The 12,996-nt window shown below is 71.0% G+C and carries 9 protein-coding genes and 1 pseudogene; 5 read left to right on the forward strand and 5 right to left on the reverse strand.

From position 1 onward, the window contains the following. Positions 1-85: 85 nt before the first annotated feature. Together ACFWW8_RS28385 and ACFWW8_RS28390 are read right to left on the reverse strand one after the other, a co-directional pair. Entirely contained in the window at positions 86-2,992 is a 2,907-nt protein-coding gene (locus tag ACFWW8_RS28385) for a BTAD domain-containing putative transcriptional regulator (protein WP_386532776.1), read from the reverse strand. 121 nt (positions 2,993-3,113) lie between these two features. Continuing rightward, a complete protein-coding gene (locus ACFWW8_RS28390; protein ID WP_386532779.1) occupies positions 3,114-3,599 on the reverse strand; it encodes a peroxiredoxin in 486 nt (161 codons plus the stop codon). A 385-nt stretch (positions 3,600-3,984) separates the two neighbouring features. Between ACFWW8_RS28390 and ACFWW8_RS28395 the strand changes: the two genes are divergently transcribed. The 5 genes from ACFWW8_RS28395 (at position 3,985) to ACFWW8_RS28415 (ending at position 7,565) form a co-directional block, all read left to right on the forward strand. Continuing rightward, a complete protein-coding gene (locus ACFWW8_RS28395) occupies positions 3,985-4,224 on the forward strand; it encodes a chaplin (protein ID WP_351283087.1) in 240 nt (79 codons plus the stop codon). A 205-nt stretch (positions 4,225-4,429) separates the two neighbouring features. Beyond that, positions 4,430-4,573: a hypothetical protein gene (locus ACFWW8_RS28400; RefSeq protein WP_386532782.1), complete on the forward strand. Its 144-nt coding sequence runs from the start codon at positions 4,430-4,432 to the stop codon at positions 4,571-4,573. A 105-nt stretch (positions 4,574-4,678) separates the two neighbouring features. Next, the gene (locus tag ACFWW8_RS28405) at positions 4,679-5,413 is read left to right on the forward strand and encodes a response regulator transcription factor (protein WP_386532785.1); all 735 of its coding nucleotides are present in this window, start codon (positions 4,679-4,681) and stop codon (positions 5,411-5,413) included. After that, entirely contained in the window at positions 5,410-6,525 is a 1,116-nt protein-coding gene (locus ACFWW8_RS28410; protein WP_386532788.1) for a sensor histidine kinase, read from the forward strand. The genes ACFWW8_RS28405 and ACFWW8_RS28410 overlap by 4 nt, the downstream gene beginning before the upstream one ends. 74 nt (positions 6,526-6,599) lie before the next feature. After that, complete coding sequence (locus ACFWW8_RS28415; RefSeq protein ID WP_386532791.1) at positions 6,600-7,565, forward strand: S41 family peptidase; 966 nt, start codon at positions 6,600-6,602, stop codon at positions 7,563-7,565. Between the two features lie 161 nt (positions 7,566-7,726). Here the strand turns inward: ACFWW8_RS28415 and ACFWW8_RS28420 are convergent. The 3 genes and pseudogenes from ACFWW8_RS28420 to ACFWW8_RS28430 form a co-directional block, all read right to left on the reverse strand. Continuing rightward, a pseudogene (locus ACFWW8_RS28420) lies at positions 7,727-8,081 on the reverse strand (DUF6193 family natural product biosynthesis protein); the annotation flags it as partial. Between the two features lie 335 nt (positions 8,082-8,416). Further along, positions 8,417-9,097 carry a hypothetical protein gene (locus tag ACFWW8_RS28425; RefSeq protein ID WP_386532793.1) on the reverse strand — a complete coding sequence of 227 codons (681 nt, stop codon included), beginning with the start codon at positions 9,095-9,097 and terminating at the stop codon, positions 8,417-8,419. After that, positions 9,088-12,885: a DUF6531 domain-containing protein gene (locus ACFWW8_RS28430; RefSeq protein ID WP_386532796.1), complete on the reverse strand. Its 3,798-nt coding sequence runs from the start codon at positions 12,883-12,885 to the stop codon at positions 9,088-9,090. Before ACFWW8_RS28430 ends, ACFWW8_RS28425 begins: the two co-directional genes overlap by 10 nt. Positions 12,886-12,996: the final 111 nt, after the last annotated feature.

Below are 12,996 nucleotides of genomic sequence, written 5' to 3' on the forward strand. Positions count from 1 at the left end.
CCCGTACGCCCGTACGCCCGTACGCCCGTACGCCCGTACGCCCGTACGCCCGTACGGCAGGGACGAGTGCGGCGACAGCCAGCCCCTACAGGGCGTCCAGCACCGCGCGGGCCTGCGCGGCCTCGGGCGGCCGCATCGGTGCGAGCAGTTCGACGGCCCGGGTCAGCAACTCCCGGGCCCGGTCCGTCTCGCCGAGGTCCGCCAGCGCCGTGCCGAGCAGCCGCAGGGCGCGGGCCTCCGCGAACGACCAGCCCTTGGTCCGGGCCAGTTCCAGGAGCCGCTGACCGGTCGCCACCGCGTCACCGGGCCGCCCCGCGGCCAGGTGACAGGCGGTTTCCTCACCCAGGTGGAAGACTTCGAAGGTGGAGTAGCCGTGGCGCGCGGCCAGTTCCGCGCCTTCGCGGAGCCCCTCGATGGCCTCGTCGGGCAGCCCCCGCAGCCGGGCGACGGTGCCGAGCGCGTACAGGGCGTAGATCTGCCGGAACGGATCGCCCGCGGTCCGCGCGGAGTCGAGGCTCAGACGCGCCGTCGCCGCCGCCTCGCCGAGCCGTCCGGCGGCGGCCAGGATGACGGAACGGCAGGTGCGCGCGTTTCCCGCGCCCCAGGCGTTGCCGCACCGGTCACCGGTCTCGACGGCCCGCCCCGACAACTCCAGGGCCCGGTCGTACTCGCCCCGCCCGAGCCACACCAGCCCCTGGCAGTTGTGGACCTCCGTCAGGACGGCCGGGTCCCCGGAGTTCCGCGCGTCGAACTCGGCCTCCAGCAGGACCGCTTCGGCCGCGTCCAACTGCGCGAGCTGGTACAGCGCACCGCCCAGCATGTAGCCGAGGCGGCCGGCCGCCCGGGTCTGCCCCCGCTCGCGCGCCAGCCCCAGCATCAGGCGGGCCGGTTCCACCAGCGCGCCCCAGAGGAACGAGCCGTCGAGCACCGGGTCCAGGGCGAGCACGAGGTCGGCCACGAGCGCCACGGACGACGGATCGGCCCGGACCGTCTGCACCGCGACCGCGAGGACGGACTGGTGCCGCACGGTGAACAGCCGGTGACCCTGACCGGGTTCGGAGACCGCGGTGCCCGGCGAACGCGTGGGAGCGAGCAGCCCGGCCAGCGGATGGCCCGGGCGCTCGACGGCGTACGCGTTGCGGGCCGACGCCAGGAAGTGGTCGCAGAGCCGGGACAGGGCCGCCGCCTGCTCCTCCGGACCGTCCTCCTGCGCCGACCGGGCGCGGGCGAAGGCCCGCAGCAGGTCGTGGAAGCGGTACCGGCCCGGCGCCGGGGACTCCAGCAGCCCGAGGCCGGTCATCCGCTCCAGACACTCCTCGGCCCGCTCGTACGCGAGCCCGGTCAGGGCCGCCGCGTCGGCGGCCTCCGCGTCCTCCTGGTCGGGCAGCGCCAGCAGCCGGAACAGCCGGGCCTCGTCGGCGCCGAGCAGTTCGTAGCTCAGCCGGAAGCAGGCCTCCACCCCGTCCTCCCCGGCAGCGGTGGCCGAGAACGGGGAGCGCCGCCCCTCCAGCAGGCCGAGGAACGCGGAGAGCGACCAGCCCGGCCGGGTCGCCAGCCGGGAGCCGGCGATCCGCAGTGCCAGCGGGAGCCGTCCGCACAACTCGGCCATGGCGGCGGCCTCGGCCGGTTCCGCCGCGATCCGGGCCTCGCCGAGGATCCGGCCGAGCAGGGTCACGGCGTCGGCGGACGACAGCACGTCGAGCCGGATGCGCAGGGCCGCCGGGAGCTCGGGCAGGGTGCTGCGGCTCGTCACCAGGACGGCGCAGGCGGACGAACCGGGCAGCAGCGGCTCGATCTGCCCGAAGTCCCGGGCGTCGTCCAGGACCAGCAGCACCCGCCGGCCCGCCAGCCGGGACCGGTACAGGGCCGCACGCTCCTCGGCGCCCTCCGGAATGGCGGAGTCCAGCACTCCGAGGGCCCGCAGGAAGGCGGCGAGCACGCCCGCGGGGAGCGCCGGATCCTCCCGTACGCCGCGAAGGTTGGCGTAGAGCTGCCCGTCGGGGAAGTGCGCGCGCAGCCGGTGCGCGGCGTGCAGGGCGAGGGCCGTCTTGCCGACTCCGCCGATCCCGCCGACGGCCGAGATCACCACCGCCTCGGCGCCGTCCGGCCGCAGCGTGCGCAGGAGGTCCGCCGTGTCCTGGTCGCGCCCGGTGAAGTCGCTCGTGGTGTAGGGCAACTGGGCCGGCGGCGGCAGACTGACCGTTCCGGGCGCCGTGGGCCCGCCGCCGGGCCCGGTGGAGCCGCTGCCCGACCCTGCGGGCCCGCCGCCGGGCCCAGTGGATGTGCCGCCGGGTTCCGCGGACCTGCCGCGGGTCCCCGCGGCCGCGCCCGTGGCCGCCCCGGCGGTCGTGTCCCCGGCCTCGCCCGGGCGGCCCGCCCGCTCCAGGGCCGTGGAACGCAGGCTCCGCAGCCGCTCGTTCTGCGGGTGCTCCGCGCACAGCAGGGCTAGTTCCGGGACCAGACGCGCGTGCTGTCCCCGTACGAGGTCCAGCTCCAGCCGCTCCAGCAGTACGGACAGCCGCAGCTCACCCAGCCGCTCCCGCTGGATCCGGGCGAACGGCCCCGGCAGCCCGGCCAGCGGGACCCCCCGCCACCTGCGCAGGGCACGCTCCAGCAGCTCGGACCCGCTGCCGAGGTCCCCGGCCGCGACCCGGGCGCGGGCCCGGGTCACCTCGGCCTCGAACACGCTCAGGTCGACCGCGGCGTCCGGCACGCCGAGCGCGTAGCCCCGCCCCTCGGTGGCGAGGCAGGGACCGAGGATCCGGCGCAGCCGGTACACGTACGACCGGACCGTGCCCACCGCGGTCCGGGGGCTCTCCTCACCCCAGATCCCGTCGATCAGCTCGTCCAGCTCGCAGACCCCGGGCCGTCGCACCAGCAGCATGGCCAGCAACAGGCGCTGCTGCGGCGGCCCGAGCGCGAGCGCCACCTCGCCGTGCCAGGCCTGCACCGGGCCCAGCAGGGAGAAGTACGGTGTGGCAGGAGCGCTCAAGGCGGCCCCCTTTCCCCAGTGAAGACGAACCCCCGAGCGGATGATCTTCACAGACGCGCGCAAACCGTACGTCGGGTTCCGGCCACCGCGCCGCGCAGCCCGCTGCGAGCCGTCCGAGGGCTCAGGCCCGGGGAAGGGCGGTCAGCTGCTCGGCGATGGTGGTGGCGGAGGGGAAGGTCGCGCCCAGGGTTCCCACGCGCTTCCAGCGGAGGGTTCCGTCGGGCGCGACGATGAACACGGAGCGCCGCAGACCGATGAGCGGGGCGTCGATCCCGAAGGCCCGGGCAGCCGCGCGGTCGGGGTCGGCGAGCAGCGGGATGCGCAGCCCGCGGTCGCGCGCGAAGCGCTCGTGGCTGTCGACGTCCTGCGGGCTGATGCCCCAGACGGTGGCCCCGCAGGCCTGGAGCTGCTCCAGGCCGTCGGAGTAGGAGCACAACTGCTTGGTGCAGACGGGGGTGTTGTCGCCGGGATAGAAGGCGAGCACGACGGTGTTCCCGCGCTGCTCGGCCAGCGCGTAGTCGGACCGTTCGAAGCGGTCCTCGCGGAGGACCCCTCCGGGCAGGGAGAAGTCGTTCACGAGGTCTCCCACTGAGGGCGTACGGCCCATGGTGTCGGTTCCTTCCACAAGGGCGGCGGCGCTCCCCCCGGGGAGGGGGACCGGCCGCCGACCGGCCGGTTCTCGGTACGGGCGCCCGGCCTCGGGACCGGGGCGCCTGATGCTACGGGCCCGTCCGCCGGGGCACCGCGGCCGGTGGCCGTCCGCGGTCCGGCCCGGTACGGGGGCCCGTCCGTACTTCGGAGCGGAGGCCGCCGCGGATCGGCCGCCCGGCGCAAGGAAACCGCCTGCCGTCATTCGAACGAGGGAACCGGGGCCGCCCCACCCAACCGCCCCTCCGGTCGCGCCGAAGTCACCTGCGAGGGCCACGCAGCACAGCGGCCCGCGCCGTCCCCGCGTTCCGGGGGCGGCGCATCACCATCCACAGGAGGCTTCCATGTCCCGTTTCCTCAAGACCGCAGGGCTCGCGCTGGCGGCAGGCGCCGTACTCGTCGGCGGCGCGTCGGCCGCGTCGGCCGATGCGGGCGCACAGGGCGTCGCGGCCTACTCGCCGGGCGTCGGTTCCGGGAACCTCATCCAGATCCCGATCCACATCCCGATCAACGCCTGCGGCAACTCCATCAGCGTCATCGGCCTGCTGAACCCGGCCTTCGGCAACACCTGCGTCAACGCCTGACGGTTCCCGTCCGGCCGGACGGCCCACCGGCCGTCCGGCCCCCGAGCGCGCGGGGCCGTCGCACGACCGCCCCCCCAGCACGTCGACCGCCCCCCCAGCACGTGGCCCCCCAGCACGTGGCCCCCCCGGCACGTCGACCGCCCGGCCAATCCTCCGGCCCTCCCGCCACGAATCACGGGCGAGGAAAGGCTGCGAGGCGAGCACCATGACCGACGAAGAGTTCGAACGGCTCCTGGAACTGGCCCGGGCCGAAGCCCGCCGCATCGGCTTTCCCGCCCCCGTGCCGGACGAGGACGCACCGTACGGATTCCACACCGGGCACGCGGAATACGGCGCGCCGTCCCACTGACCCACCGCCCGCGCGACGGACCCGCTCCTTACGAAAGCCTGACGCCGCCCCCACCGGGCCCACGGGCCCGCCACAGGGCCCCGCGCCGGTGCGATCCTGGTACCCATGAGTCACACCGAACCGCAGCCCCGGGTCCTGGTGGTCGAAGACGACCCGACGGTCGCGGAGGTCGTCTCCGGCTACCTCGTACGGGCCGGCTACGCCGTGGAGCACGCGCCCGACGGCCCCGACGCCCTGCACCGCGCCGCCGAGCGCCGGCCCGACCTGGTCCTGCTGGACCTGATGCTGCCCGGCATGGACGGCCTGGAGGTGTGCCGGCGGCTGCGCGCGACCGCCGCCGTCCCCGTCCCCGTCATCATGCTGACCGCGCGCGGCGACGAGGACGACCGGATCGCGGGCCTGGAGCTCGGCGCCGACGACTACGTCACCAAGCCCTTCAGCCCCAGGGAACTCGTCCTGCGGGTCGAATCCGTCCTGCGCCGCAGCCGCGGCGGCCGACGGCAGGAGTCCGCGCCCGAGCGGCCCCTCCTGGCCGCGGGCGGCGTCCTGCTCGACCGCGAGAACCGGCGCGCGGAAAAACAGGGGCGCGAGCTGGCGCTCACCCTGCGCGAGTTCGATCTCCTCGCCCACTTCCTGACCCACCCCGGCCGGGTGCACGGCAGGGAGGAGCTGATGCGCGAGGTGTGGGGATGGGACTTCGGCGACCTGTCCACCGTGACCGTCCACGTCCGCCGGCTCCGGGCCAAGATCGAGGACGACCCCGCCCGGCCGCGGCTCATCCAGACCGTCTGGGGCGTCGGATACCGCTTCGCGGCGGAAACGCCGGAGGCCGCCGCATGAAGGACGTCGTACTCATCGCGCTCTTCGCGCTCGCCGGAGCGGGCTGCGCCGGGCTCGCCGGGGCGCTCGCGCTGCGCCTGGTGCGCCACCGCTCGGTCGCGGTGTCCCTCACCGTGGTCGCGGCGGTCACCGTCACGGCCATGCTGGCCGGAACACTGGCGGTGGCCCAGGCGATGTTCCTGTCCGCACACGACCTGTGGGTGGTCACCGTCGTCGTGGCCATGGCCGCCGTCGTCGCCCTGGCCACCGCACTGCTGCTCGGCCGCTGGGTCGTCGCGCGAAGCCGCGAACTCGCGCTCGCGGCACGGGACTTCGGGAACGGCGGCCGGTTCGCGGCGCCCCCCACCGCTGCCACCGCCGAACTCGCCGCCCTCTCCCGGGAACTGGCGGCGACCAGCGCCAAGCTCGACGCGTCCCGGAATCGGGAGCAGGCCCTGGAAGCCTCCCGCCGCGAACTGGTCGCCTGGATCTCCCACGACCTCCGGACCCCGCTGGCGGGACTGCGGGCCATGGCGGAGGCCCTGGAGGACGGCATGGCCGCCGATCCCGCCCGCTACCACCGGCAGATCCTCACGGAGGTCGACCGGCTCAACTCCATGGTCACCGACCTCTTCGAGCTCTCCCGCATCCACGCCGGCGCGCTGAGCCTCCATCCCAGCCGGATCTCCCTGTACGACCTCGTGGACGACGCGCTGGCCGGAGCCGACCCTCTCGCGCGGGAGCACGGCGTCCTGCTCGTGGGCGAGCGGGTGGCCGCCGTACCGGTCGAGGTCGACGGCAAGGAGATGACCCGCGTCCTCGCCAACCTCCTCGTCAACGCCATCCGGCACACTCCGGCGGACGGCACCGTCGCCGTCGCCGTGGAGGACAGGACGGACGCGGTGGTGCTCTCCGTGACCGACGGCTGCGGCGGCATCCCCGAGGAGGACCTGACGCGCGTCTTCGACACCGGCTGGCGCGGCAGCGAGGCCCGTACGCCCCCGGCCGGGGCGGGGCTGGGGCTGGCGATCGTCCGCGGAATCGTCGAGGCGCACGCGGGGCGGGCCGATGTGCGCAACGTCCCGGGCGGCTGCCGCTTCGAGGTGACCCTGCCCGTGGCGAGCGCGCTCTGACGGCCGGTCACCGCCGGTTCCCAGCAGGGAAAATCGCTGTGGAGCACCGTGGCCGGCCGCCTAGCATGCCGCCCGTGAACACCAACGAAGAGATAGTCGAGCGGGCCCTGGACCGGATCACCGCAGGGTACGTCTTCCCCGACAAGGCCGAGCGGGTGGACGCCGCGATCCGGCGGCGTCTCGCCGCGGGCGAGTACGCGGACCTCGACGGCCCGGCGCTCTGCCGCACGGTCACCGGCCACCTCCAGGAGGCCTGCCCGGACGAGCACCTGCGGCTCCTCTGGACCGACCTGCCGCAGTCGCTCGAACCGCAGGACGAGGACGAGGGGCGCGCGGCGTTCCTCGCACGGCTCAGGGCCGAGAACCAAGGGGTCCGACGCGTCGAGCACAGGGACGGGAACGTCGGGCTCATCGAGCTCGGACTCATCGCCGACGCCGCCGGGGGCGCCCGCGCGATCGGCGCCGCCATGCAACTCGTCACCCACAGCACCGCACTCGTCCTGGACCTGCGCACCTGCCTCGGCGGGTCGCCGGAGGGCGCCGCGATGTGGTGCAGCTACTTCTTCGGCGACGACCAGGTGCACCTGAACGACATCCACGACCGGACCACCGGCGTCACCCGCCAGTACTGGACGACCGCTTACCTGCCCGGCCCGCGCTACACGGACCGTCCGGTCTACGTGCTCACCAGCTCGACCACCTTCTCCGGGGGTGAGGACGTGGCGTACACCCTGCAGGCCCAGGGCCGGGCCGTCGTCATCGGCGAGACGACGCGCGGCGGCGCACACCCGACCGCGCGCTACGCGGTCACCGCGCACGTCCAGGTGACGGTGCCGGTCGCCCGGAGCGTCAACACCGTCACCGGCACCAACTGGGAGGGTGTCGGCGTGCTGCCCGACGTGTCCGTTCCGGCGGACCGAGCGCTCGACACGGCGCTGGCCGCGGCGCTGGGCACGGACCTGGAGAAGCGCCCGGGCACCGACCCGGGCACCGACCCGGACACCGGCGTGGACACGGCACCGGCGGCCGAGATGCCCTGAGGTCTGGAGGGGCAGCCCGTCCGCGCCCCCTCGCACTCCCGCCGGCCGGGGGGTCCGGGGACGGGGGGCGCCGTCGCCCCGCCCGCCACTCCCCGGCCGCCCGGGCCGCGGGGTCCGTACGGGCTTAGCCGGTCGAGCTCCTCCCGGCGCCCTGCGACCGCAGGGCCGCAGCCTGGTGGCAGACCACCGACGACCAGACCAACGGCTTCCTCGGCGGTCTCCGCCTCCCCGACGATCTGGGAACGCGACGGCCCAGCGACGAGGTAGCGCCCACCAGAAAGATGTATGACAAAACGAAACATCCCAGGACCCGTCACCAGTGCACCTGCTGAGGTGCAGGTTCTGGTGGCTGCTCGACGGATGGAACTGTCGGAGAAGCGGCTCCGCATACGCGGCTCGCACCAGCCTGATGTCCATGTCCTCGCGGTGGAGCAGCCGCTGCCACGCTGCCTCCACGACATCACCCTGACCACGCTCGGCGCTATCGGGCGTACTTGGCGCATCTATCGATCCCATGAGCCCATTCCGCTTCCCCCTGTCCCACCTGGATGGCAGGGGTCAGCCGCGCAACCCCGACACCGCCCGGGGCCGCCAGATCATCGGCGATCACCCCAGCCCCGTCAGATCACACCGTCCGCCACCGCGCAGACCTCCGCAGCAGGCACGGGACGCGAACCCTCTGGAAGAAGCCGGCCCACCAACACCTCAGTCCGTGCAATGGCGGCCGCTGCGCCGGCGTGTACGCCGCCCACGTGCTGAAGTAGGCCGGGACGAGAGCCCGGCCGGCCAGTGGCGCTTGGCCAGCCAGGCCCTGTCGCGGCCAGCGTTGCGATGCATGGCGTTTGCAAGAATCAGCCATGCTCCTGGCTGAGGGGGACGCCGACCAACAGGTCCTTGCGTGCAATCGTTCCGGCCCCCGCCCCCGCAAGAGTGATCTTGGTCAAGGGGCCGTGGCGCCTGGTTTCCGGGCGGGGCGGATACCGGTGCAGTGCCGTCAGGCGCAGTTCAACATCAGGCATCCCGCCCAACCGAAAGATCATTCCCACTTCCGCTTCACCGGTAAGTTCTTGCGCGACGCACATCAGCTCGTCAGGCGAACTCTTGGCGATCTGGAACACGACCATCCGTGCGACGGCCGGCAGCGCGGGCTGCGCTGCGATCGCATCGATGATCTGTTCCATGTCCTCGGAGGCCGCGATACAGATGTCCTGATCACCTCTCATGCGGGCGCCGGAGCCTTCCGAGCCTTCTTCGGAATCAGCGATCTCCGCAGGCAGGATGAACGAGTTTCGACCCTCCCTGAACGTCCATTCAATATTCTGCGGTACATCACGCGCAATGGAGAGGAAGACATCTCTCAGTTCAGGATGGGGCTCACTGAAGCGCCATCCGAGCAAAGGCAGTTGAACAAGGCCCGTCGTGTTGTTGGTTTCACTGACGGACTTGATCCAGGCCAGCGGAGCGAACCGCTCCAGGGCCATCCTGGCCCGCACGAATCTCGGCAGCCCCTGTTCCACATTTATCACCGCCAACTGGTCGTCCTTCGCCTGTCCCAGAGCTCACGCAGATCAGCCTCGCCGTTCAATCTTATGACACGTTCATCATTTTGAGACCTGAGGGCCCGCTCATAGTCTCCCCGGGGAATGGGATTGGAACTCAAGGTCGGATCGTAGATATAGCGACCGTCCGTGTATACCTGATGGAATTCGTAGTCCACCGACTCGATCCCATTGGGCCCCGCCTCAGGCGTCCTCAGGTTTCCGGAAGGGGTGATGTAATGAACGATCCTTCCTTCGCCATCCGCGCGCTGCATGATGTAATCCGATATCTCGGTGCAGTCGACGTATTCGCCCTTGGGCGCTGATCGCATGACGTCGATCAGGCCTTGCTTCGGCGGATGCTCCGGGTTCGGCTCTCTGAAGTCGAACGGGCCGCGCACCACGCATTCGTCGGGGGCCAGACCCATGGGATCGGACCACGTCAAAGGATTGTGGACGTACGCCGTGGGGTTCGGGGCGGGAGCCAGGCCCAGAGGGTCCGGGCTCAGGTATCGCGCGGCTTCGGGGTCGTAGGTGCGGAAGAGGCTGTGGTGGAGGCCGGACTCCGGGTCGAAGTACTGCCCCGGAAAGCGCAGAGGGGTGTAAGCCGACGCCTCACGGTTCCAGGTGGTCGTACCCCACAAGGTACTGCGGCTGTGCCAGGCCGTCGTACCGTCTTCGGCCAGGAGCCGGGTCGGTGTACCGATGAGGTCCGTGACGATCGCGAAGAAGCGGTCGTCGATCGCGTCGGCGTCGATGTGCTCGGTCTGGGTGAGGGGGTGGGATCCCTTGTGGGTCCACGCGAGGGTGACCGAACCGTTCGTCTGCTCGCAGAGGACGGCACCGTCCCAGGTGAAGACCGTTTCATCGATCACGTCACCCCCGGAGGAAAGCCGCTGCTTCGCCGTACGGCGGCCCAGAGGGTCGTACGTGTAGCGCCAGCACGTGCCGTCGGGGGTGGTGACCGACGTGAGCTGGTCCTCCGCGTTCCACTCGTAGCGCCACGTTTCGGGTTTCCGGGAGAGACAGGTCTTTTGGCGTAGGGTGACTCGCCCCAGTGCGTCGTGCTCGAATCGGATCGCTCCCGCCCGGGTGATGGACGTTCCGTCATACGTCCGCCCTCCTTGCGCCTCTGCTCCCGCGTGCCGGTCCGGCCAGGTGGCGTGGGTCTGGTTTCCCTCATCGTCGTAGGCGTAGCGCTCCGACCAGCGGGCGGAGTCGACTGCTGTGACACGGGCCGATGCGTCGAGGGTGAAGGTGCGGGGGCCCGCCAGCGAGTCGTCGATCCCTGTCAGGTAGCCGTCCTCGCGGTACATGTAACCGCGGCGCTGCAGGGTACGCCCGGTCTGACCGGTTACTGTCTGGGTGGTCATCCGGCCGACGAGGTCGTACGCGTGAGTGAGCGAGAGTTGGGGTCCCACTCGGCGTGTCAGTTCCTGCCCTGCTGCGTCGTGTTCGAACGTGAGTGTTCGCCCAGAGGTGGTCAGTGCGGTCCGGTGGCCGGCGGCGTCATACGTCCAGTGGGACTCGGCACCGGTCGAGGTGACACGGGTGGTGCGGCGACCCACGGCGTCGTAGGTGAAGGAGAGGGTGCGGCCGTCGACCGTCTCCGATGTGACGGCTCCGGCCGCGTCGCGGTGCCAGGTGATGGTTGAGCTCGGGGAGGACACGGATACCGGGCGGTCGCAGGCGTCGTAGGCGTAGGCGGTCCTACCGTCCGACGTCGTCTTCCACACGACCTGCCCGATTGCGTTGCGGTCGTACGTGACGGCCTCGCCCAGAGCATTGGTCTGGGATGTCATTGAGCCCGACGCGTCGTACTGGTAAGTGCGAGTGCGTGCGTCGAAGTCTGTTTCCGCGGCGAGGAGACCCGCTGCGTCGTAGGTGTACGTCCAGGTCCGGCCTAGTGGGTTGATGACCCCGGTCAGCCGGAGTTCCGTGTCGTGGGTGAAGGAGTGCCGGGCTCCGTCCGGACCGATGCGTGCGGTGAGGAGGTCGAAGTCTCCGTACTCGAAGTACGTGACCCCTCCGGCTGCGTCCGTATGGGTCAGGCGGTTGCCTTCGCCGTCATAAGCCCATGCTTCCGAGGTTCCGTCCGCATGGGCCCGACGCAGGAGCCGGCCTTCGATGCTCCAGCTCAGATGGGTCGTGCGGCCCAGAGGGTCGGTGATCGACGCAATACGGCCGAAGCGATCGCGCGTGTACGTCGTGGCCGCACCATGGGGGTCCGCCGTCGACATCAGCAGACCCGCAGGACTGGTTTGCATCGTGGTCGTGTGACCGCAGGCGTCCGTCACTGAAGCGAGATGACCACGAGAATCATAGGCGAATAGGGTCGCGGCTCCGGATGGGTCGGTCAATGAGGTGCGGTTGCCCGCGGCATCGTACGTCTGCCGGATCGTCGTGCCATCGGGGTTCACGATCAGCGTGAGCAGACCGTGCGCGTTGTACTCGGCCCGCACCACCCGGCCGTCCGGGCGTGTCACCGAAAGCAATCGGCCCGCGTCATCGTACGAGAAGCTGAACGTGCGTCCGAGCGGGTCGACACGGGCGAGTAGGCGATTGTGGCGATCGTACGAGAAGCGGGTTGTCGCCCCCGCCGAGTCCGTCTCTGCCACGACTTGCGCACGGTCGTTGACCGTGTACTGGGTGCGGTTGCCCAGGGAGTCCGTGTGGGTGGTCCATCCGTCCCCGTAGGAGAACCGGACGTTGAGATGTCCATTGGTCCCGGACTGGGCTATGCACCGGTGCTGCTCGTCGTAGACGTAGTCGAAGCGGTGGCCGTTGGTGTCCGTCCAAGAGGTGATCCGGCCCAGCAGGTCATAGGTGAAGCGCAAGGGAAGACCCGAGGAGTTGGTGACCTCCGTGAGGTGGCCGTCCTCGTAGCCGTAGCGCAGGATCTCAGTCCCGTCTGCCAGAGCGAGGCCGGTGATGCGGCCGTCCGATGACGTCAGCCGGACCTCGTACCCGCCGCTGTGGGACAGGGAAACGGGCGCTCCGGAGATCTCGTCGTACGTGAAGGCGATCCATGCCCCGCGGCGGTCATCGATCTGAGCGAGGCAGCCGTCCTGCGTGAAGTGGCGGACTTGGCCGGAATCCGGATCGGTGACCGCATAACCGCCATCGAGATCGCGTGTGAGAGGCCAGCGCTGTCCAAGGTGAGGAAGTACCGGAACGCCGCACTCCGAAGGATGCGGGTAGCCCAGCAGACTGCCGTCCTCCCGAACCAGCACCACTTGTTCCGCATCGAACTCCAGCCGCTGGTCGACGGTTGAAATCCAGGTGGGGCCGAACCACCGACCCGAACGGAACGAGGACTCGAAGGTTCGGCCGAACGTCAGCGGAAGCGATCCCGGAAGCACGATGTCTGTCTGGGGAAGGAGCATCCGGCCGGTAGCGATGTCAACCGGGTCGTCGCGGCAGGACTTGCAGTCGGCTTCGCGAGACCGGTCGTGCGGAGCCTCGCGGAACTCATCGCCGACGGAGGGCTTGTGGTGCGAACCGTCGGGAAGGTGCGACGCCGGCAGATCGCCGTTGGCCAACCGCTCCAAGGACGCACCCTTCCTGACAGCGCCCGCGCCCGCTCCGACGCCCTTCGTCCCCACGGCCTCGAGGAGGATCTTCCCGATACCTTCTTCCGGGTCCTTCATGAACGCGTCGTACATGCGGGACGCAGCTGTCGCCGGGTCGTTGACGGTGTTCATGAGGCCGACCCCCATGCCGGCCAACTGCATCTTGTACTCGGTCGGATGCATGCGGTTGTAGGGGTCGTGCCGGGCCACCGCCCCGGCGAAAAAGATAGCCCCCGCCCCGCCCCACACCAAACCCCCCACCACGTGCTAGCCCCACACGGCCCCAAAGAGCCCCAGGGACAAAAAACAGAATCATAAAAA

The sequence above is a fragment of the Streptomyces sp. NPDC058701 genome (assembly GCF_042715295.1).
Classification (GTDB): domain Bacteria; phylum Actinomycetota; class Actinomycetes; order Streptomycetales; family Streptomycetaceae; genus Streptomyces.